The organism is Mucilaginibacter inviolabilis (genome assembly GCF_011089895.1).
GTDB classification, from domain to species: domain Bacteria; phylum Bacteroidota; class Bacteroidia; order Sphingobacteriales; family Sphingobacteriaceae; genus Mucilaginibacter; species Mucilaginibacter inviolabilis.
On sequence record NZ_JAANAT010000002.1, the window covers coordinates 491768 to 512885 of the forward strand.

Annotated in this window: 31 protein-coding genes; 29 read left to right on the forward strand and 2 right to left on the reverse strand. The window is 41.0% G+C overall.

Going from position 1 to position 21118, the window contains the following annotated elements; genetic code table 11:
* The first annotated feature begins 6 nt into the window (after positions 1-6).
* The 7 genes from G7092_RS18350 to G7092_RS18380 all read left to right on the forward strand — a co-directional run bounded on the left by G7092_RS18350 (position 7) and on the right by G7092_RS18380 (position 3930).
* Positions 7-522 carry a hypothetical protein gene (locus tag G7092_RS18350; RefSeq protein WP_166091035.1) on the forward strand — a complete coding sequence of 172 codons (516 nt, stop codon included), beginning with the start codon at positions 7-9 and terminating at the stop codon, positions 520-522.
* On the forward strand, positions 425-649 hold the full coding sequence (locus G7092_RS30995) for a toprim domain-containing protein (RefSeq protein ID WP_166091313.1): 225 nt from the start codon (positions 425-427) through the stop codon (positions 647-649). Before G7092_RS18350 ends, G7092_RS30995 begins: the two co-directional genes overlap by 98 nt.
* A gap of 220 nt (positions 650-869) precedes the next feature.
* Entirely contained in the window at positions 870-1274 is a 405-nt protein-coding gene (locus G7092_RS18360) for a plasmid mobilization protein (protein WP_166091314.1), read from the forward strand.
* The gene (locus tag G7092_RS18365) at positions 1249-2235 is read left to right on the forward strand and encodes a relaxase/mobilization nuclease domain-containing protein (protein ID WP_166091315.1); all 987 of its coding nucleotides are present in this window, start codon (positions 1249-1251) and stop codon (positions 2233-2235) included. Before G7092_RS18360 ends, G7092_RS18365 begins: the two co-directional genes overlap by 26 nt.
* A complete protein-coding gene (locus tag G7092_RS18370) occupies positions 2232-2819 on the forward strand; it encodes a hypothetical protein (RefSeq protein ID WP_166091316.1) in 588 nt (195 codons plus the stop codon). The genes G7092_RS18365 and G7092_RS18370 overlap by 4 nt, the downstream gene beginning before the upstream one ends.
* Before the next feature lie 23 nt (positions 2820-2842).
* Positions 2843-3241, forward strand: coding sequence for a hypothetical protein (locus G7092_RS18375; RefSeq protein WP_166091317.1), 399 nt, complete (start codon positions 2843-2845; stop codon positions 3239-3241).
* Positions 3241-3930 (forward strand): ATPase, encoded by a 690-nt coding sequence (locus G7092_RS18380; RefSeq protein WP_166091318.1) that lies wholly within the window; start codon positions 3241-3243, stop codon positions 3928-3930. Before G7092_RS18375 ends, G7092_RS18380 begins: the two co-directional genes overlap by 1 nt.
* Before the next feature lie 274 nt (positions 3931-4204).
* Here the strand turns inward: G7092_RS18380 and G7092_RS18385 are convergent, their stop codons facing one another.
* Entirely contained in the window at positions 4205-4867 is a 663-nt protein-coding gene (locus tag G7092_RS18385; RefSeq protein WP_166091319.1) for an MBL fold metallo-hydrolase, read from the reverse strand.
* Between the two features lie 4 nt (positions 4868-4871).
* Entirely contained in the window at positions 4872-5045 is a 174-nt protein-coding gene (locus G7092_RS18390; protein ID WP_166091321.1) for a DUF3606 domain-containing protein, read from the reverse strand.
* 185 nt (positions 5046-5230) lie between these two features.
* Here G7092_RS18390 and G7092_RS18395 point away from each other — a divergent pair, with 185 nt between their 5' ends.
* From G7092_RS18395 to G7092_RS18500, 22 genes are all read left to right on the forward strand, one after another.
* Positions 5231-5620, forward strand: coding sequence for a YidH family protein (locus tag G7092_RS18395; RefSeq protein WP_166091323.1), 390 nt, complete (start codon positions 5231-5233; stop codon positions 5618-5620).
* 109 nt (positions 5621-5729) lie between these two features.
* A complete protein-coding gene (locus G7092_RS18400; RefSeq protein WP_166091324.1) occupies positions 5730-6218 on the forward strand; it encodes a hypothetical protein in 489 nt (162 codons plus the stop codon).
* A gap of 26 nt (positions 6219-6244) precedes the next feature.
* Positions 6245-7348, forward strand: a complete 1104-nt coding sequence (locus G7092_RS18405; RefSeq protein WP_202985352.1) for a c-type cytochrome — start codon at positions 6245-6247, stop codon at positions 7346-7348.
* Positions 7349-7359: 11 nt separating this feature from the next.
* Positions 7360-7815, forward strand: coding sequence for a DsrE family protein (locus G7092_RS18410; RefSeq protein WP_166091325.1), 456 nt, complete (start codon positions 7360-7362; stop codon positions 7813-7815).
* Positions 7816-7858: 43 nt separating this feature from the next.
* A complete protein-coding gene (locus G7092_RS18415; RefSeq protein ID WP_166091326.1) occupies positions 7859-8779 on the forward strand; it encodes a molybdate ABC transporter substrate-binding protein in 921 nt (306 codons plus the stop codon).
* A 24-nt stretch (positions 8780-8803) separates the two neighbouring features.
* Positions 8804-9442, forward strand: coding sequence for a peroxiredoxin (locus tag G7092_RS18420; RefSeq protein ID WP_166091328.1), 639 nt, complete (start codon positions 8804-8806; stop codon positions 9440-9442).
* A 32-nt stretch (positions 9443-9474) separates the two neighbouring features.
* Positions 9475-10089, forward strand: a complete 615-nt coding sequence (locus G7092_RS18425; RefSeq protein WP_166091329.1) for a DUF305 domain-containing protein — start codon at positions 9475-9477, stop codon at positions 10087-10089.
* Between the two features lie 10 nt (positions 10090-10099).
* Entirely contained in the window at positions 10100-11470 is a 1371-nt protein-coding gene (locus G7092_RS18430) for a beta-propeller fold lactonase family protein (protein ID WP_202985353.1), read from the forward strand.
* Between the two features lie 13 nt (positions 11471-11483).
* A complete protein-coding gene (locus G7092_RS18435) occupies positions 11484-12227 on the forward strand; it encodes a substrate-binding domain-containing protein (protein WP_166091330.1) in 744 nt (247 codons plus the stop codon).
* Between the two features lie 11 nt (positions 12228-12238).
* Complete coding sequence (locus tag G7092_RS18440; RefSeq protein ID WP_166091331.1) at positions 12239-12538, forward strand: hypothetical protein; 300 nt, start codon at positions 12239-12241, stop codon at positions 12536-12538.
* 252 nt (positions 12539-12790) lie between these two features.
* Complete coding sequence (locus tag G7092_RS18445) at positions 12791-12937, forward strand: hypothetical protein (RefSeq protein ID WP_166091332.1); 147 nt, start codon at positions 12791-12793, stop codon at positions 12935-12937.
* Positions 12938-12954: 17 nt separating this feature from the next.
* On the forward strand, positions 12955-13851 hold the full coding sequence (locus G7092_RS18450; protein ID WP_166091333.1) for a LysR family transcriptional regulator: 897 nt from the start codon (positions 12955-12957) through the stop codon (positions 13849-13851).
* A gap of 110 nt (positions 13852-13961) precedes the next feature.
* Positions 13962-14333: a hypothetical protein gene (locus tag G7092_RS18455; protein ID WP_166091335.1), complete on the forward strand. Its 372-nt coding sequence runs from the start codon at positions 13962-13964 to the stop codon at positions 14331-14333.
* 51 nt (positions 14334-14384) lie between these two features.
* Positions 14385-15050 (forward strand): FAD-binding oxidoreductase, encoded by a 666-nt coding sequence (locus G7092_RS18460; protein WP_166091336.1) that lies wholly within the window; start codon positions 14385-14387, stop codon positions 15048-15050.
* Between the two features lie 26 nt (positions 15051-15076).
* Positions 15077-15685 (forward strand): Crp/Fnr family transcriptional regulator, encoded by a 609-nt coding sequence (locus G7092_RS18465; RefSeq protein ID WP_166091337.1) that lies wholly within the window; start codon positions 15077-15079, stop codon positions 15683-15685.
* A gap of 59 nt (positions 15686-15744) precedes the next feature.
* On the forward strand, positions 15745-16533 hold the full coding sequence (locus tag G7092_RS18470) for a sulfite exporter TauE/SafE family protein (protein ID WP_166091338.1): 789 nt from the start codon (positions 15745-15747) through the stop codon (positions 16531-16533).
* Between the two features lies 1 nt (position 16534).
* The gene (locus G7092_RS18475) at positions 16535-17095 is read left to right on the forward strand and encodes a YeeE/YedE family protein (protein WP_166091339.1); all 561 of its coding nucleotides are present in this window, start codon (positions 16535-16537) and stop codon (positions 17093-17095) included.
* The gene (locus tag G7092_RS18480; protein WP_202985354.1) at positions 17092-17502 is read left to right on the forward strand and encodes a DUF6691 family protein; all 411 of its coding nucleotides are present in this window, start codon (positions 17092-17094) and stop codon (positions 17500-17502) included. Before G7092_RS18475 ends, G7092_RS18480 begins: the two co-directional genes overlap by 4 nt.
* 13 nt (positions 17503-17515) lie before the next feature.
* Complete coding sequence (locus G7092_RS18485) at positions 17516-18850, forward strand: MBL fold metallo-hydrolase (RefSeq protein WP_166091341.1); 1335 nt, start codon at positions 17516-17518, stop codon at positions 18848-18850.
* Positions 18851-18852: 2 nt separating this feature from the next.
* The gene (locus G7092_RS18490) at positions 18853-19446 is read left to right on the forward strand and encodes a TlpA family protein disulfide reductase (RefSeq protein WP_166091343.1); all 594 of its coding nucleotides are present in this window, start codon (positions 18853-18855) and stop codon (positions 19444-19446) included.
* Positions 19447-19448: 2 nt separating this feature from the next.
* Positions 19449-20063: a class I SAM-dependent methyltransferase gene (locus G7092_RS18495; RefSeq protein WP_166091344.1), complete on the forward strand. Its 615-nt coding sequence runs from the start codon at positions 19449-19451 to the stop codon at positions 20061-20063.
* Between the two features lie 80 nt (positions 20064-20143).
* Positions 20144-21118 (forward strand): YeiH family protein, encoded by a 975-nt coding sequence (locus tag G7092_RS18500; RefSeq protein WP_166091345.1) that lies wholly within the window; start codon positions 20144-20146, stop codon positions 21116-21118.

A 21118-nucleotide genomic window follows, 5' to 3' on the forward strand; every position in this document is an offset into this window, starting at 1 on the left:
GGAAATATGGAACAGGAATATCCTTATCTCCGAATCGGCACGGCCTATTACAAGATCGTTCAAAAGCCCCTCGCTTCGGGTGACCGCATGACACTGCTCCTTCCCTGTTCGGTAGAGTGCATTAAGCAAGATCATGGCAAGAGCTATCTGTCCGGTATACCGAAATATGATGGCTTTTGCTTTGTACCGTCACACCTGCATTACAAGCGGTTTATCGGCAATTTTTATAATCGGTATCATCCATTTATACATGTTCCGAAGATTGGCCAGCCAGAACGGACGCTGGCCTACCTGGGCCATATTTTCGGCGACCAGCTCGAATACGGTTTGGATTATTTAAAAATTCTACTCGAAATACCGATGCAGATGTTGCCCATTCCTTTGCCTGGTCAGCACCGAACGGAATACAGGCAAGACCACTTTTTTGAAAAGTTACAAAGATGTATTTCTGTTTTTAAACAACGACAAGGCCGGACAAACCGCCGCAGAAAAGTTGAGACAAGCAGATATCAACGGCATTGATGCCAGCGAGTTTTACAAAGGCTATAACGATGTGAACGATTACCTGAGCGCCCAAAGGAGGGGCGCTTTGCGAGCGGAGGCAAGGCGCGAAGCGCCTGAAGAAAAGGGGCTGGGGTTGGGACGGTAAACCAGTTTTTTTTCATCAGCAAATACTGCTTGCTGTATAGATGTATATCGGTATAAAGGGCGAACGGCGAATGGCCGTTTTTTATCCGCTTGTAAGGAGCAAGTTTGTGTTTTTGTTGCCACAAAAACATCCCGGATGCCTGTCGGCACCGGGCAAACTTGCCTTTTGCGCCCGATGGTTGCAAAAGGGAAAAACGAAAGAAAAAGTAAGGAGGTAACCGATGGAAGCAACAGTTAAGACAACTAATAAACAACCGGTAACCCAGCCCAAAAACAAAGGAGGCGCACCAAAGAAAAGGGTTAAACGGGAGTTGATTATACGTATCAGGATGACAGCGACCGAGCGCTTTTATATTGACAGCAAAGCCAAAACCGCAGGCATGCGTTCAAGCAGTTGGATAAGAGCAGCAGCCAAAAGTGCCAAGGTGGTTCCCCGCTTAACAGACGATGAGCGGCGCATCCTTTGGATGCTTGCCGAGCTTGCCAATAACCTGAATCAATTGACAAAGCTTGCGCACCAGGTAGGTTTATTGACGGTAGTTCGTAACTGCGATAAAATTTTGAAAGAGATAGATATTACTTTAAAACAGCTCAATAACAATGATAGGGAAAGTGATAACGGGTAGAAGCTTTGGCGGGTGCATCCGCTATGTGGTACAAAAAAATGATGCAGTGGTATTGGATGCAGCTGGCGTACGAATGCAACAGGTTAATCAAATCATCAACGATTTTAACCTGCAACGAAAATACAATCCCAACTTAGGAAAAGCAGTTGGACATATTGCTTTAAGCTGGAGCGTTAACGATGCCGCTAAGCTGAACGATGAGGTAATGGTGACATTGGCGAAAGAGTACCTGCAAAAAATGAAGATACAGGACACGCAGTACTTAATCGTAAAACACCAAGATAAAGATCATCCGCATATCCACATCGTTTACAACCGGGTAAGTAATAATGGTAAAACCATATCCGATAACTTTCAAAAACAGCGCAATGTACAGGTTGCTAAAGAATTGACTTTAAAGCATGGCCTTTACCTGTCATCGGGTAAAGAGCGCGTTAACCGCCAGCAGCTTAAAGGTGAGGATAAAATTAAATATGAATTATTCGATGCCATCAGGGCCGCCAGCAAAAAAGTAAAAAATATCAATGAGCTAAAGCAGGTATTAGCTAAACAGGGTATTGTTACCTATTTGAAATATAAGAGCGGCACCACTGAGGTACAGGGCATCAGTTTCAGTAAAGGCGAATATAGATTTAAAGGATCAGAGATAGACCGGAGTTTAAGTTATGCAAAGCTTAGCCAGGCAATAGAACAACAGCAGGCTAAACCGGAAAAGAGTTTGGCAGACCAGCTAAGAGAAGTAATGGAAAACGCAAAGCAGGAAAGAGAAAGCCAGGACAAGACCGAAAAAATAACTTATTTAAAGCCGGAGCCGGAAACCCATTACCTGAGGCAATCGCTATCAGCAGGAGCGGATTTATTAGGTGGCATGCTTGGCAATATAGCCGACGACGATGACAGCCCGGAAAGAAGACGGCGAAAGAAAAATGAACAACAGCAAAGTAAAGGAATATCAAGATGAAAGAAATAGATGAACTAAACCAAAGGATAAATGGAGTAGATGAACTTATTGACACCTTAGTCAAAACCAACACGGATATGGAAAGAAGACAAGTAAAACTCGAAGAGCATATAGAGAATATTAAAGACCTTGTTCCTATAATTAAAGCAATGGAAAGTAAAACGAATTATCCTGAGGTTTATATACCTGACTACAGTGAAGAGTTCGGACAGATCTTTGCGGAAATTCAAAAAGCTTATGCCGAATCCGGCAAAGAAACGTCCACTGCATCCTTCCAAAAAGTTATAGATAAAATAGACGCCTTAAATATAGATATAAGGGCATTGGCTAAACGTTACTTTGATCCAAAGACAAGTTGGCTGCTTATCATTTGCAGCATACTCATCCTACTGGTAGCCGCATTGACAGGTACGACAATGGGCTTCGCATTCGAAGCATATGAATTTAAACTGAAAAACAACGCTGAAAATATATCAACTAGAGATACTGTTAACCGGTTCTCCCCAAATAAAACTTTTAAAAAACATAAAATGAAAGCTGGAAGAATAAAACAGTTTTTGCACCATACAGACAAAACAGAATAAGTGAACCCTTTATTTGTAAGACAATGAACAAAACGTTAAATTTGAATAAGTTTGAGAAGAACAGCGAACTTAGCATTTTTATAAATGCTAAACATGAGCCAATTGGTGTATTAATTCCATTGGAGCAATGGAAAAAGATAGCACCTACGGTAGATAAAAATTCTGAACTGCATCAACTAATGGATCAATTAACATTTAAACCGATTTTTGAACGTTCTTTAAAAGAGCAGAATAATTGGCTGGATCAGGAAATTGAACAGGTTGAAGCAGAACACCTGCAAAAAGGATTATATAATATTTATCAGGACGATACATATTGCAAAGACAAAGATGTCTTTATACATCAATATACTGACCACCGTGAACTTGTAAAAGTAAATGCGGATACGGGCCAAACCCAAACTATCAGGAGAAGTTTCTAATGAAGCATCCACAATTGTATGTTTTTGCCGGACCCAATGGTGCCGGTAAGAGCACGCTGTCGGCGAGTATGCTTTTGCCTGGTACGCCCATATTTGACGGTGATAAGGAGTTTGCATTGTTAAAGAAAGAATTCCCGTCCACCGATAGTGGCAATCTCTACGAAGCCGTAAATGGGCATATATTTTCCGATTGGAAGAATAAAGCAATGGAACAGTCGCTCGATTGTGCCTTTGAAACTAATTTCAGATCCTCAGAGGTGATGAACTCTGTAACTGAATTTAAAAAATCCGGTTATCAAGCCAGGCTCATCTTTTTCGGACTTGATAGCCTGGAGGCTTCTATCGAACGCGTAAAACTTCGGGTGGCGAATGGTGGTCATCAGGTTAGCCTGGATAATATAAAAGCTAATTATGAAATGGGATTGAAGAATTTGACTAAATACTATCAAGATTTCGACTCTGTTCACTTAGTGAAGAGCTTTGCATCAAATGAGTTAGATAGGAAGCTAACCTCCTATTTAACAATCGAGGCTGGCCAAATTGAGGAGCGAGCAGAATTAATTCCTGATTGGGCGAATGACCTTGTAAAAACTGCTGAGTTAAATCAATATGCAAAAATCATGGACAAGCAGCAACCCGAACAGAATCAAGAAAATAAAAAAGATCAATCACGTGGAATTGGTCGGTAAACATTCCATTTCACCGCGCTCGGCAAAGTTACCGACCGGCGGATGAAATGTAAAGGCTATACAAGCGAAGCATTTTAATTTGTTTTTTAGCGGTGCTTCGGCCTTGACATTTCATCCACCTTGCGCTTTTGGTGCCTAAGCGTTGAAAATGGGATGGTGAATTCAACTACTAATTAAGTTAGAATTTTATCTGTAAAAGAAATGTCTTTAATAACAAGAACCTTATCATAAAGGAACATTTTTATGATAGTAAGGACAAGCAGGAAAGCCACCTTTAATCAATTTCTACACTAAACCCAGCCTCTCCGGCAGCATAAAATTCAATATTTCTCTTCTTGAAATGTTTAGCGTAGTTCTCATACCGTTGCTTCAGAAAAAAGTCTTTCGCATAGCCGTCGTGAACCGGAAGTATATGCTTTGGATGAATTTTGTCGCCAAATTCAGCAACTTTCAGTTCGGTAGTAAAGGGTGCCATGATTGGAAGAATCAATAAATTTATTCCTTCATATGCATAAAGCTTTAGCTCAAACGAATCAACCGGATTCAATATTGTATCGTCAATAACGTAAGCTTGCATATCCGGGAAGGGGCTATCCAATATAGGCTCGTGAGCAACATTTAAAACATCCAAACTAAAAGGACCAATTGTCATTTCGCCTTCTTCGACAAGAATACTTTCCAAACCATTGGCAAAAAGTTCTTTCGAAACTTCTGCGTTAGTATAAATAGTAGCCTTACTTAGTTCAATTATCTTTTTCAAATTCTCCATATCCAAATGGTCGGGATGATTGTGGGTGATAATCACCGATTGCACATCATTAAACATTTCCGCTGTGACTAACCCTTCAGCAAAAGAAAACTTTCCAGGATCAAATAGAATTTTAAAGCCAGTTTTTTCAAATAAAAGACAAGAATGAATGTATTTTGTAATCTTCACTACCTTATTTTTTTAAATACTTTTCTATTTCTTCTGTAGAGTTTCCTACTTTACTTATTGCGGACTTTAATTCATCGACTGAAATTTTAAAGTGTTTTGCCCAATACTCAAAATCATAAGCCTCACTTGATTCAAATTCCCTTTCGTCGCGCTCTTTAGCATTTATCGATTCATCCATGTTTTAATTATTTATCTACTCAATAACATTAAGCACAAGTTATGGTTTCATTACCTGAGATTATACTTGTTTAACGAGTTATCTTATAATTAGTAAAGCCTCAATAGCTTAATTGTCGTGGCTTACCGTCCTATAAAGTAAATCGTTGCTAACTAATTAAACATTTTGTTGTTTATGAAACACTTATGTCAACCGAAGAAAACAAGCCAACCTCAAACCCCAGCGACCACCTCGCTAATGAAAGAACATTTTTAGCCTGGATCAGGACCAGTGTTGCCATAATGGGCTTCGGCTTTGTGGTGGTAAAATTTGCGCTTTTTATTAAACAGATCTCATTAGTCTTGAATACTAAACAAACCGTGTTACCCGGCAAAGGTTATTCTACACAAATTGGAATCTTACTGGTGGCCATTGGTGCTTTTATGGCTTTGTATTCGTACTTGAGATATCGAAATACGGAAAAGCAACTCTTAAATAAGGCCTATAAGCCATCACAGCTTCCTTCACTTTTACTAACCCTAGCTATTGTGATAGTAGGTGCCTTATTAGTGATCTACCTGATACCGGGTCTATAATCAAAATTGTTTAATAACATTTAGTTATTGAACATCATTAATCATGATAAAAATACCCTTCATTCTGTAATTACTTTTGATGTATTAAATAACAACAAAATATTACAAAATGAAAAACTCAATAATCAAAACAGCACTTATCCTGATGGTATCAGGATTTACAATTAACGCCAATGCTGCAACAGGCGGTGTAAAAGCGCCAGAACAAGTTACTGCTGAATTTACAGCTAAATATCCCGGCGCAGTACTTAAGGATTGGAAAATGGACAAAGCCGGTTACAAGGCAGAATTTAAGCTTAACCACAAAAAACAAACTGCTGTTTACGCTGCAGACGGAACCTGGTTAAAAAGTTCGATAAAGCTAAGCGGGACCAAAGACATGCCGTTGGCAGTTAAAACTGCATTGAGGAACAGCAAATATGCTTCATTCTATGAAGATGAGATCAAGGAAGTTACCACCCAAAACGGAACGCTATATGTTTTAACCATTGACAATCATAGCGGAAGTACAATGGCTACCGAGGGTTACGGCTCATGGGAAGATTACCAGATAATTTACGACATTAACGGCGCTCTTTTAAGCTTAAAAGAATTATAATAATCCTCTTAATAAATAATAGTATCATGCAACCCGAAGAAGAAAAAGAACTGGTTAAAACGATAGTAAAGGTATCACGCTATACGATTTATATTACGTTGATTGCTGTAGCATGTATGGCAATTACAATAGTTTCCTTATTCAATAACGGATCGGGAACTACAGCAAGCCCCAAAGCAAATGAGGGCGCAGCTACAACCAGTGTTACTGCTCCTTCATCTCCGCTTGCCGCAGCTGGAACTACGCCGAGAGCCATACCTGCAGATGCCTGGAAAGCGCCGGATGAAAGCACCATCCCGGCAGGAAAAGCAGGCGACATGATTCGTTATGGAAAAGAGCTTTTAGTACATACATCTCAATATTTTGGCCCGCAGGGTTCGGTTGCGCATATTACCAACGGCATGAACTGCCAGAATTGTCACCTTGCAGGCGGCACTAAATTGTTCGGAAACGATTACGCCGGTTTCATTGCCAGCTATCCAAAAATGAGTGGGCGCAGCGGTAAGGTAGAGCCAGCTTCAGAACGAATAGCGGAATGTTTTGAACGCAGCCTGGCAGGTAAAGTACCGGATACTTCAAAAAAAGAGATCCAATCTATATTGGCCTACATGAAATGGATCGGTAAGGATGTAAAAAAAGGGCAGAAACTATTCGGAAGTGCAACAGAAAAGTTGGCCTTCATGGATGGGGCTGCCGATCCGATAAAAGGAAAGGCGGTTTTTACCATGAAATGTCAAAGCTGTCACGGCAATAACGGAGAAGGCATGTTAGCGGCCGATAAAAAATCCTACACCAATCCGCCTCTATGGGGTAAGCATAGTTATAATGATGGTGCGGGTATGTACAGGCTGACCAATCTTGCCGGATTTGTTAAAAACAATATGCCTTTCGGCGCCACTTATGAAAGTCCACAGCTGACAGATGAAGAAGCCTGGAACGTAGCAGCCTTTATTAACACCCAACCCCGTCCGCACAAAGACCAGCACAATGACTGGAAGGATTTGAAAAAGAAACCGATAGATTTTCCTTTTGGGCCGTATGCGGATGCCTTTAGCGAAAAACAGCACAAACTTGGCCCCTTTAAGCCAATCAAAGACGCACAAAAAGAATTAACCGTTAAAAAATCATAAACATAAAAACCATGAAAAAGTACACCTTAATTTTAGTAGCCTTTGCCTTTTTAACTTTTGTAAAAACAGCAAGCGCCCAAACCGATCCGGCAGCTTTTACCGGCGCAACAGCAAAATTGAAGCATTACGATGCGCTATACATCCTAAATTCAAACGACGATAAAAAAATAAAGGGCACGCTGCGCAATATTGACAACGCGCTGGAAGATGTCCGCCTGAAAGGCAAATTGCATGTGGAGCTTATCGCCTTCGGCGATGGCGTTGCCGTTTATATGAAGAGCGGCGCATATGAGCAAACCTTAAAAGACTTGCAAGCCAAAGGTGTTGTTTTAGCTCAATGCAGCAATACGATCAAAGAACGAAAAATAGATAAAAACGACCTATTCCCGTTTGTATCCTACGTACCAAGCGGTAATGGCGAGATTATCATCCGTCAATATCAAGGCTGGGCTGTCGTTCATCCATAACCTCCTTATCATTCTAAAAATCATTTACAAACATTAAAGTCAAATGAAAAATTATAAAAATATATTGTTTAGCGTAGCAGCATTTATTGCATGCAGCAACCAAGTTAAAGCCCAGGAGCACCGGTTTGATCCGCCCTGGAACACTCCGCCGGAAAGCAAGGTGATGTTTACCGTGCCGGGGGTTGATAATGTTCCCGACCTGTTTGGTGACATCAACGACCCGCAGTTAGTTGTGTTCTTTGCCGGTAACCAGTTTATGTGCCTGGATGATATGATGGCGGCATTTAAGAAGGCTTATCCGCAATATCAGCGGGTATTTGCGGAAACGTTGCCTCCGGGCATTTTAGCCAAACAAATTATGGGTGGTTCGATCACCATCGGAAACCTGCGTATTACGCTTAAACCTGATGTATATACTGCAGGAAAAAACCGTACAGATCAAATGCCGGAATACTTCAGCAAAACCGAACCGTACGCCTATAACCGTCTGGCTATAATGGTACAGAAAGGCAATCCGAAAAATATTAAAGGATTAAAAGATTTAGGGCAGGCTGCGATTCGTGTTAGTATGCCGAACCCGGATTTTGAAGGGATAGGTAAACGCATTGAGCAGGCTTATGTACTCGCAGGTACAGAATCTTTGCGTAAGACTATTATGGAAGATAAGTTAAAGGATAGTACCACTTACCTTACCCAGATCCATCACCGTCAATCACCGATGCGTATTATGTACGGTCAATCGGACGCTGCCCCGGTATGGTATAGTGAGGCTTATTACCAGGTGATGATCAAACACCCGGTTGATATGGTCGAGATCCCTTCTGATCAGAATATCAACGCGACTTATGTTGCAGGACAACTAAAAAATGCGCCGCATGCACAGGCAGCCAGGGATTTTATGGACTTTTTGGTTAGCCCGGCAGCCAAAGCGATATACCGCAAATACGGATTTACAACCAAATAATAAACGAACATTAACATTAAAAATATGTCATTGCATTTAGGAGATTTAGCTCCAAACTTTACCGCACAAACTACCATCGGGGAAATTGATTTTTACGAGTACCTGGGCGATAGCTGGGGCGTATTATTTTCTCACCCTGCCGACTATACTCCCGTATGCACTACTGAACTGGGTAAGACTGCTCTATTAAAAAGCGAATTTGATAAACGAAATGTAAAAGCACTTGCTTTAAGTATAGACCCGCTTGATAAGCATCTTGCCTGGATCAGTGATATTAACGAAACCCAAAATTGCAGCGTAGAATTTCCACTTATTGCAGACGAAGATCGAAAAGTATCGATGTTATATGATATGATCCATCCAAATGCATCGGCAACAGCCACCGTTCGTTCCTTATTTATCATCGGGCCTGATAAAAAAGTTAAACTGATGATCACCTATCCGGCATCTACCGGGCGTAATTTCAATGAAGTATTACGGGTGATAGATTCTTTACAGCTAACCGACGAATACAGCGTAGCTACGCCAGCGAATTGGGAAGCAGGCGAGGATGTCATTATTGGCTTAGGTGTTAAAACAGAAGATATTGAATCAAAGTTTCCCGAAGGACATCGTATTGTGAAACCTTATTTAAGGTATACGCCGCAGCCGACAAAACAATAGACTGGTTCAATGTTTATAAATATTCATTTTATATGATGCCAAAACTCAGTTTTGTTATTTTGTTGATGTCGCTTTTTGGTGTAGCCAAAGCTCAGCATCACGATATGTCTATGTCAATGTCGATGCCTACTTCAACAAACGTATACCTGAAAATGATGGATCAGATGATGGTTAATATGGATAGGGTCGTACCCACCGCGTCAGCCGATGAAGATTTCCTGGCGATGATGATCCCGCATCATCAGGGCGCTGTGGATATGGCGAATTATGAAATAGCGCACGGCAAAAACCGGGAGCTGATCCAACTGGCCAAAAGTATCAAAGCCGAACAACTGGTGCAGATCCAGCAAATGCAATTGCTGCTACGCAATACCAAAACATTTGCCGGCAAAGGCAAAGCTCATCAACAGGCCAATCAAAAAATGATGGTGGTCATGATGCAGCAAATGCCGAAAGATAAAACGCTAAGTAACGACGACAATGCTTTTGCCCGAGTCATGATCCCGCACCACCAGGCCGCTATTGACATGGCTAAGGTGGCGTTGCAATACGGGACCGATAAAAACACCAAGCGTCTTGCCGAAAGTATTATCTCGGATGAGCAGATCGAAATTGATCAAATGAAGAAATTCACACCTATCCAATAAACAAACACCGATGAAAAAATTAATGATCCTGTTCCTGTTATTGCCGCTGACTAAATTAAGCGCACAGGACCGTGTGTACACCGGTAACCAGATCTCAAATACGGTATCGGTGATAGACCCTAAAACGCAAACCTATCTGGGTGAGATCGTATTGGGAAAACCCCAGCCGGAGATCTTAAGTCCGCTTTATAAAGGCCAGGCACTGGTACACGGCCTGGGCTATACCCCAAAAAGGCAATTACTGGCCGCCGTATCTATCGGCTCCAACTCAGTTACATTTATCTCTACTGCCACCAACAAGTTACTGAAAACAGTTTATATTGGAAGGTCGCCGCATGAGGCTACGTTTAATCCGTCGGGCACACAAGCCTGGATCTCGGTAAGAGGTGAAGCTTACATCAGTGTGATCGATGCCGCCACGCTGAAAGAGATCAAACGAGTTCCTGTGGCAGACGGGCCGGGCATGGTTTCCTTTACCCCGAACGGAAAATGGGCCTATGTATGTTCCAGCTTTACGGCGCAATTGGATGTGGTGAATACGGCGACCTATAAAGTAGTTAAAAGTATCCCGGTTGTCAGCCCGTTCTCGCCGAATATATTTTGCAGCCCTGACGGTAAATGGATCGCAATGACCCATAAAGACGTTGGCAAGGTAACCCAGATCAGTACCGCCACCAATAAAATAGAAAAAGTGTTCAATACCGGCCCGATTACCAATCACGTTACGTTTACCGTTACCAACAAGGTGCCCTTAATGCTCGTGACCGTTGGCGGCGAAAACACCCTGAAAGTATTTGATATCAACCAGGGTTTCAAACTGGTGGATAGCATAACCACGGGTTCATTACCACATGGCGTATGGCCTTCCGGCGATGGTAAATTTGCTTATGTAGGGCTGGAGAATGATGATCAGGTTCAGGTAGTGGACTTGGTAAAAATGGCCATTGTAAAAACGATCCCGATCGGTCAGTGCCCACAGGCTTTACTGTACGCTGTTAATGCGGGACCGGTAACACCTCTTACGACGGGCTTATCACCCCTGAATGCAGGTAATAAAAGCCAGGTAATTAAAATGAAAAGCACCGGCGCGATCAGCGCTACAGGCATGCTCAATGCAAGAAGTGTAGGCTTAACCGACCTGGTACAACAGGATTTCAAAAAGCTGGAAGCTAATACCGCATATACTTTAGCACTCACCAATTCCACCGAACAGCCCTACAAAACAGATTATGTAATCAATGCATTTAAAACGGATGCCAAGGGAGCTTTCAGCGGTCAGTCTACCGGTATTATTAAGAGTGTAGGCAAGCCTATGGCTGATTATAAAATGGTGATCCTGATCAACGATGCCAATAAAACTACGGTAATGGCAGGTCAATAATTAGAAGATAATCATGAAAAAATACATTTTAAGTATCGCAATGATAATGGCGGTTTGTTTCGCAACTTACGCTCAAACTGATACCCTGCACGTCTATGGACCGGGAGGCCCACTATCGGCGATGCAGGATTGCGCTAAAGTATTTACCGCAAAGACAGGTATTCCTGTAATCGTAACGGGAGGCCCCGAGCCTAAATGGCTGACCCCGGCTCAGCAAAATGCCGATGTGATCTATGGAGGTGCCGAATATATGCTTACCCAGTTTATCCAGACCCATCCGGGGATGGTTGATGTCGGTACAAGAGTTGAGCTGTATAAAAGAAGAGCAGCCATTTTGGTCAGGCCGGGAAACCCTAAACATATTGCATCGCTGAAAGACCTGACCAAACGGGGGATACATATTTTAGATGTGAACGGTGCAGGGCAATTTGGATTATGGGAAGATATTGCCGGAAAAGAGGGTCTGATTGAAAATATCCAGCGGAATATCTCAGGTTCGTTCGCCAATACCGCTTTGGGCATAGATGCTTGGAAAAAAGATAATACCTATGACGCCTGGATTACTTATGCCTCATGGCATGAAAACCTGAAAGGTATTACACAGGTAGTAGAATTTCCGGCCTCATCACTCTTGTACCGTGGTACTCCCGTAGCATTAACGACAAACGGTAAGCAAAGGCAGCAGTCAAATCAATTTGTTCAGTTCCTTCAAAGCGCAGCGGGTCACGCGATATTTAAAAAATGGGGTTGGGAATAATTAAGCGTAAGATGCCTTTATTAAATGACGCCTTAATTGCCGGGTTTATCGCCATCTCGGTAAATACTTTATTGCTCCAACTTGCACCTATGATCCATATTAAGGCGGAAGGTGGCGGACTTTTAAAATTATTATTACAATATGGCCGGCCAATAACCGGCCATATTGCTTTTTTATATACCTCATTATTTGGCGTTGTCTTTCATTACCTTACAGGACTTGTAATGGTAATAATTTATATTTGCTGGTTTAGCCGGTTGCTAAAAATGTCTGGATGGATTAAAGGCAGCCTTTTTTCTTTATTGCCCTAGCTAATTAATGGATTTATAGTGTTACCACTTTTAGGGTACGGTTTGCTTGGTAATTATAAACTCTCCTTAGCAGGAATGTGTTATTTTATGATAACGAATTGGTTATTCGGATTGGTACTCGGATGGCTATTTGCTTATTTGAATAAATCTCTAAACAAATAATCCATAACTTTACATTATCAACCATGTATAATGGTGATGAAAATGGCGTGTTTTTATAATTGATCTTTGATTAACAAAATCAAACAGATCATGAAAACTTTACAAAGCTTAACTCATCACCAATTTACAGAAAGAACAATCATATTAGGTGATAAAGCAATTAACACAGGGGCAATAATAGCAGCCTTCGCATTTTTAGTTTTACCTTTTATATTAATGATTGCCAGGTTATCTTAAAACTTTAATACATCCAAATGTTAGATTTCCGATTGCAGGTATTTTATACGGTAGCCAAAAGGCTTAATTTCACTAAAGCCTCAACCGAGCTATATATTAGCCAGCCAGCGGTTACCAAACACATTAAAGAGTTAGAAGCTGAATATAAGGCAACCCTCTTTGAACGTAGCGGCAATAAAAAGATCGTATTGACCCCGGCGGGTGATATGTTGCTTCAATATGCTGATAAGCTATTGGCCATTTATAAAGAATTAGAATTCGATATGAACCTACTGATAAAACAGCATTCAGGCGTATTGCGTATTGGTGGTAGTAATACCGTCGCACAGTATGTAATACCTCCGGTACTGGCACAGTTTCATAAAAAGTTTACAGACACGCGTGTAAACTTGGTTACGGGTAATACAGAGCAAATAGAACAGGCTTTATTAAATAAAGAGATAGACCTGGGAGTGGTAGAAGGAATAAATCGTAACCCGCAGATAAAATACCAGGAATTTATTGCCGATGAACTGGTGCTGGTTTGCAGTACGGCCAATAATATCATAAAAAAAGATATGATAAAGCCGGAAGAATTAAAAACGCTTCCTTTACTGTTGCGTGAACCGGGGTCAGGTTCACTGGATGTTATTGCACATGCGCTGAAGCCATTTGATATTAAATTATCCGACCTGCAAACAGAAATGCAGTTAGGAGGAACTGAGAGCATTAAATCGTACCTGATGCATAGCAGTTGTTTCGCCTTCCTTTCTGTTCAGTCTATATTAAATGAACTTAAGGCAAATACTTTGAAAATAGTAGATGTTAAAGACTTTAATATAGAACGGCCTTTTTATTTCATTCAGCTACACGGTCAACCATCCTCACTGGCTGAATTATTTATGCGTTTTTCCAAAACTTACAAGGCACATTAAGTTTATAATGCTGTTTAATCAATAACTAATGGTTATTGTAAATCAATAAGTGTGATAAAAATTGAGAGTTTTTCTGATTGATATTTGTATCAACAAAAAGAAAAAACATCATGAAAACATTTCAATTAGTAGTCGACCCCAAAATCTTAATTACCGGTAAATCTTGTCACTACAGTTACGCCCCGGTAAAAAACGTTGAACATATCGCTTTGGAAGACAAAGCAATGATTGGGATTAAAACCAAAACAGGTTGGTTTGATAAAGATGCACCGCAAAACCTTTCTTATAAAGAAGCGGGTATAAGGGCAATAATCGTAGTATTTATGCCGACACTCTCCGCTATCGACTGGTATTTACACACCCATACGATGATCTTTATTGCTCCTTTGACCATGTATCTTGCAGTAAGCGCACTTACAATGACCTGCCAGGTGAAAGGGTTATTTACCAAAAACAAGCAGAATAATAGCCAGGTATTGTAAATAAGCCTTATTATATATAACAGGATTTTTTTGAAAAAAAACGCTTATAAAATGGAAAACATCGTTCAAATAATTTCGATCAAAGACATTACTCACAATGTAAAACGATTTAGAGTGACAAAGCCTGCTGGCTATCATTTTAATGCCGGGCAAGCTACCGAATTGTCCATTAATGCCCCCGGGTGGAAGGAAGAAAAACGCCCGTTTACATTTACCAGCCTCAATAATGATAGTTTTCTTGAATTCACTATAAAAATTTATAATGATCATCAGGGCGTAACTAACCATTTGGATATGCTGCAAAAAGGCGACGAACTCATTTTAAGAGATGTTTGGGGAGCTATTGAATATAAAGGGCCGGGGTATTTTATCGCAGGTGGTGCAGGCATTACGCCAATGTTGGCCATATTAAGGCAACTACATCAATATGGGCAGCTGGAAGGAAATAAACTTTTCTTCTCAAATCAGACCGATCAGGATATTATTCTTCACGACGAGCTACAGGATATGCTTTGCCAGAATGTTATATTCACAACTACTCGTCAAAACGATGTTGCGCATGACCATCGCAGGATAGATGCTGCATTTTTGCAAGCCGAAGTTAAAAATTTCGATAAACATTTCTATGTATGCGGCCCGGACCAAATGGTGTCTGCTATCAATGAAGCTTTAAAACTGGAGGGGGTAACGCCTGACTATTTAGTTTTTGAACAGTAATCCGTTAGTTCCGCTATCTTTGTTCTATGAAACTATTCGGAGCAATTTTAGAAGAAGAACTGCGAGCCAACAGCCAGCTTAAAACCCTGCCGGCTGAAACGGTGATGATGCAATCGAATAGTTATATTCGGTCTATCCCGGTGGTGCTTTCCGGTAGCATGCGTGTGATTCGCGAAGATGAAGACGGGCGGGAAATATTACTTTACTACATCAAACCCGGCGAAAGCTGCATTATGTCTTTTTTGGCCGGGATACATGAAGATACCAGTAAGGTCAAATTAGTGGTGGAGGAAGATTCGGAAGTGTTGATGCTGCCTATTGCCAAAGCCAGTGAATGGATCAAGGTATACCCGGAATGGGCGGACTTTATCTTTAAACTTTACCATAGACGTTTCGAGGAATTGCTGGATGTGATCAACGCGGTTGCCTTTCAAAAGTTAGACGACCGGATCGTGACCTTGCTGAAAAGAAAAGCAAGTGTTTACGGATCGAATGAGTTCAGCATTACCCATCAGCAACTGGCCGAAGAATTGGGCACCACCCGCGAGGTGATCTCCCGGCTGCTTAAACAAATGGAAAAACAGGAATTAATTACGCTCTCCAGAAATAAAATCATTTTAAATATCCCTCTGTAACATAGGTCACCATTTCACAGTCTGCATCCTGGTACATTTGTTTCCTAATCAAAAAATGAGTGGAAATAGCAGGATACGCGGCGGCAATATTAATAGGTCTATCTTTAGGTTTGATCGGCGGTGGCGGTTCTATTCTCACTGTTCCCATATTAGTTTATTTTTTCCTGATCGACCCTGTTATAGCGACAACCTATTCGCTGTTTGTAGTAGGGTTAACCAGCTCGGCAGGCGCGATAAGCCATTACCGAAAAGGTAATGTTAATTTTAAAATAGCTTTTGTATTTGGTATCCCATCATTAATAGCTGTATTCATCATGCGTAAATGGGTGATGCCCGTCCTACCGCATCATTTGCTCAATATGGGGTCGTTTGAATTGACCAAACCGGTGTTGTTAATGCTTGTTTTCGCGGTATTAATGTTGGCCGCTTCTATTTCTATGATCAGGAAGAAAAAAGAAATTTTAGTTTCCGACCCGCTGTTGAGCTATACTAAATTAGTGATCCAAAGTATTTTAGTGGGCATCATCACTGGTTTTGTTGGCGTAGGGGGTGGTTTTTTGATCATTCCCTCCTTAGTGCTATTCGCGGGTTTACCAATGAAAAAAGCGGTAGGCACATCCTTAATGGTAATGACCATCAGTTCATTGTTAGGCGTAATGGGTGACGTAAGCCGGCATGCCCCAATCGATTATAAATTCTTATTGCTGTTTTCAGCATTTGCCATAGCCGGAATTATAACGGGCAGCTATTTAACCAAATATATAAGCGAAACAAAACTAAAGCCTGCTTTTGGCTGGTTTGTGTTGTTAATGGGGATTTTTGTTTTGATCACAACTTTAATTAAATAACATGGAGCTAATTAAACAACCCTGGCCCTGGTATGTGGCTGGCCCCCTGATCGGGTTGATCGTACCGGCTTTACTTCTTTTAGGTAATAAAACCTTTGGTATTTCCGGAACGCTTAGACAGGTCTGCGCTGCCTGTATTCCCGCCAATATTTCATTCTTTAAGTATGACTGGAAAAAGGAAAGTTGGAATCTCTTTTTTGCTGCCGGAATAATTATAGGCGGCTTTATCGCTTCCTACCTGCTTTCCAACACCGGGCAGATAAATATCAATCCACATACGACAGCGTTGCTACAGCAGGAAGGTGTAAAAGATTTCAGCGGGTTATTGCCGCAGGATATATTCAGCTTTAGCCAGCTGTTCACCCTCCGTGGATTTATTTTTATTGTTGTGGGTGGTTTTCTGGTTGGTTTCGGAACCCGTTATGCGGGAGGTTGCACTTCAGGTCACGCCATCATGGGAATATCGAATTTGCAATGGCCATCTTTAGTAGCAACGGGTTGTTTTATGATCGGAGGATTTGTAATGACCTGGTTTGTTTTACCTTATTTATTACAGTTATGAAAAATATAAAATTCTTAGTGGTAGGGATGATCTTTGGTATTATCCTCGTCAAATCACAAGTGATCTCCTGGTTCCGGATACAGGAAATGTTCCGCTTGCAAGCCTTTCATATGTATGGGATTATCGGCAGTGCCATAGTTGTAGGCATCATTTCAATTCAGCTCATCAAACGGTTTCAGTTAACGACCGTACACGGAGAGCAAATTGTTATTCCTGACAAAACATTTCATTGGGGTAATGTCTACGGTGGATTGATTTTCGGTTTAGGCTGGGCAATAACCGGAGCTTGTCCGGGACCGCTTTTCGCCGAGATCGGCAGCGGCTTCTTCGTAATTATCGTTACGCTGTTAAGCGCGATTACGGGAACGTGGACTTATGGTTTATTAAGGGAGAAATTGCGTCATTAATATAACAGATAAAATGAAAATCGAACAATTTGAAGATAAAGGACTGTCTCACTATTCCTATGCTATTTTAAGTGAATGTGACCGGCAGATAATTCTAATAGATCCGTCACGGGATGTAAGCCATTATTTGGCTTATGCTGAAAATAATGAAGCGACGATCATCGGCGTAATCGAAACCCATCCGCATGCGGATTTTATAAGCGGGCATTTAGAATTGCATCAAACAGCTGGCGCGACTATTTTTTGTTCTGCATTAGTAGGCGCAGCTTATCCGCATCAAACTTTTGATGATGGGAATAGTGTCAGTTTTGGTAAGATAACATTAAAGGTGCTAAATACGCCCGGCCACTCTCCTGATAGTATCTCCATCGTATTAATGCACGATGGTAAAGATAAAGCGGTATTTACAGGTGATACTTTATTCATCGGCGATTGCGGCAGGCCGGACTTGCGTGAAAGTGCTGGTAACCTGCCCGCTAAACGGGAAGAATTAGCAGCTAAAATGTATCATTCACTCCGGGATAAGTTAATGGTGCTGGACAATGACGTAATTGTTTACCCTGCGCATGGAGCCGGAACACTTTGTGGTAAGGCATTAAGCGAAGCCAACAGTAGTACCATCGGCGCCGAAAAATTGAGTAACTGGTCGCTGCAGCCCATGAACGAAATCGAATTCACGAAGCTGCTTTTGCAGGATCAGCCCTTTGTTCCTAAATATTTCCCATTTGATGTAGAATTAAATAGACACGGCGCAGGAAACCTGGCGCAGGCAATTGAAAATGTTCCTGTTGGCCAGGCTGGTATACTAAACAGCAGTATTTATATCATTGACACAAGGGCTGAAAAAGAATTTAAAAAAGGGCATCTTCCGGGATCTATCAACCTGCAAAATGGCGGCAAGTTTGAAACCTGGCTGGGGAGCATTATTGCACCCGAGGAAGCCTTTTACCTGGTCGCGGAAAATGAGCAAATACTCGAAAGCCTGATCTTGCGCTGCGCGAAGATTGGCTATGAGCATTTTATTGAACGGGCATTTGTTTTTCAGGCAGGAACAGCAATAATGGATGCTATTAACATAGATAGGTTTTCAACGAATCAAACGGAATATACCATTGTTGACATCAGGAATAGTGGAGAAGTGATGGAACACCCGGTTTTTAAAAATGCCATTCCTATACCGCTTCCCGAATTAAGGGAAAGAGTTTCGGAAATACCCTTTAATAAACCCATAATTGTACATTGCGCTGGTGGCTATCGCAGCGCGGCTGGCAGCAGTATCATTAATAATGCTTTTGGCGATAAAACAAAAGTATATGACCTTGGTGAATCTATAAAAGCATTTTTATAAACATGAGTATATCATCCATTCGTAAAAGGCTGACCGTTGCAAATATGCTGAATGGAGTTTTCATTGTATTGGTACTCATCGTTTTTTTCAACCCCTCTGCCAAGGCTTTACTGATTCGCGGTTTAATGCAGGTCGGTTTATTTCAACCCGATATATCGCAGCCGATAAAAACCACTAATAATACCAGTTTGCCAAATATCACTTTTCAAAATACCAACGGGCAAATACTAAACCTAAGCGATCAAAAAGGCAAGGTCATATTTATAAATTTTTGGGCGACATGGTGCCCGCCCTGTATAGCGGAAATGCCATCTGTTAATGAGCTCTATGAAAAACTGCAGCACAATAAAAATATTGTTTTTATCATGGTAGATGCAGATCATGACTTTAATAAATCAGTGCCATTTATGAATAAGCATCAATTCACCCTTCCCCTTTACGAGGCCAACAGCGAGATACCGGAGAATTTATTGAGTGGCTCAATTCCTATTACCGTTATCTTTGATAAAAAAGGGCAGTTGGTATTTCATCATGAAGGAGCAGGTGATTATAGTAGTGCAAAATTTGCAGATTATTTATTAAAACTGTCCCGTTAGTCATGGAAAGAAAAGATCATTGGGAAAATGTTTATCAAACCAAACAACTTTTGGAAGTCAGCTGGTTTGAGCCGATACCTGAAACTTCGGTTAAGATCATAGAAGAATTAGGCTTGTCTACAGATGCCGCGATCATTGACATCGGCGGGGGTGACAGTTTATTAGCCGATCATTTATTAGCATTGGGCTATACCAATATTTCAGTGCTCGACATATCATCAGCAGCGATTGAACGTGCTAAATTCCGTTTAGGCCCAAAAGCCGTTTTAATTAAATGGATAGTAAGCGATATGCTCTTATTTAACGGAACGGAAAAATTTGACGTCTGGCATGACAGGGCAACTTTTCATTTCCTGACCGACCCGCAGGATCAGCAGCTATATTTATATACCGTAAACAAGAACTTAAAGGATGACGGTTATTTAGTGCTCGGTACATTTTCCGTAAAAGGCCCCGAAAAGTGCAGTAATTTGCCGGTACAGCAATATTCGGAGCTTACACTTACCAGGCTTTTTAGCCGGTATTTTAAAAAGATAAATTGTTTCATTAAGGATCATACAACTCCATTTCAAACCTTACAGCAGTTTATCTTTTGTGTATTTCAAAAGAATCAATAACCTTTTGTTATTGAGCATACTATTTTATGATAAAAACGCCGGGTAAAATTGATTGATCTTTGGGTATCAAAACAACGAATATGAATACCCAACAATCAACAATACCATCGACCGGCCTACTATTTAATATTGGCACCAATGCTCAAAAGATATTATTTTTTATATGTGTCATCTTTTGCCTTTCACCTTTTGCAAGCCCCGCAATAGCTTTATTAATAGGCATCGTTATCGCACAATTTACAGGTCATCCTTACATTGACTTAAATCATAAAGCTGTTAACTTATTATTAAAAATAGCTGTTGTAGGCCTGGGTTTTGGGATGAATGTACATAGCGCCATGCAAGCGGGTAAAGAAGGAATTTTATTTACCATCGCTTCAATAACCGGGACCTTAGTATTTGGTTATTTCATGGGCAAGTGGTTAAATATTGAAAAGAAAACCTCTTATCTTATTTCAGCAGGTACAGCTATTTGTGGTGGAAGCGCTATCGCGGCTATTTCACCAGTGATCAAAGCTGATGAAAAACAAATATCTGTAGCCTTAGGATGTGTATTTATCCTTAACTCCATAGCATTGGTGATATTTCCTATTATAGGGCATCACTTTAATCTGTCTCAAACTCAATTCGGCTTGTGGTGTGCTATCGCAATCCACGATACCAGTTCAGTGGTAGGTGCTGCAAGCAAATACGGTGCTCATGCCTTAGAAGTGGCTACCACTGTAAAATTAGCCCGAGCTTTGTGGATCATCCCGGTTGCTTTTATGTCGACCTTCATTTTCAAAAACAAATCAAAAAAGATCAGCATCCCCTATTTCATAGGCTTATTTATACTGGCTATGATAGCCAATACTTATATCCCAGCTACTAAAATTATCAGCCCCTACATGATCTCCATTGCTAAGGCCGGGTTAACCCTTACCTTGTTTCTGATCGGTGCAGGCTTATCCAGGAAAGTGATCTTGTCGGTTGGTTTTAAACCATTATTCCAGGGCGTTGTTCTTTGGATCATCATATCAGTTGCGGCTTTATATGCCGTAATGCATTTGGCTTAG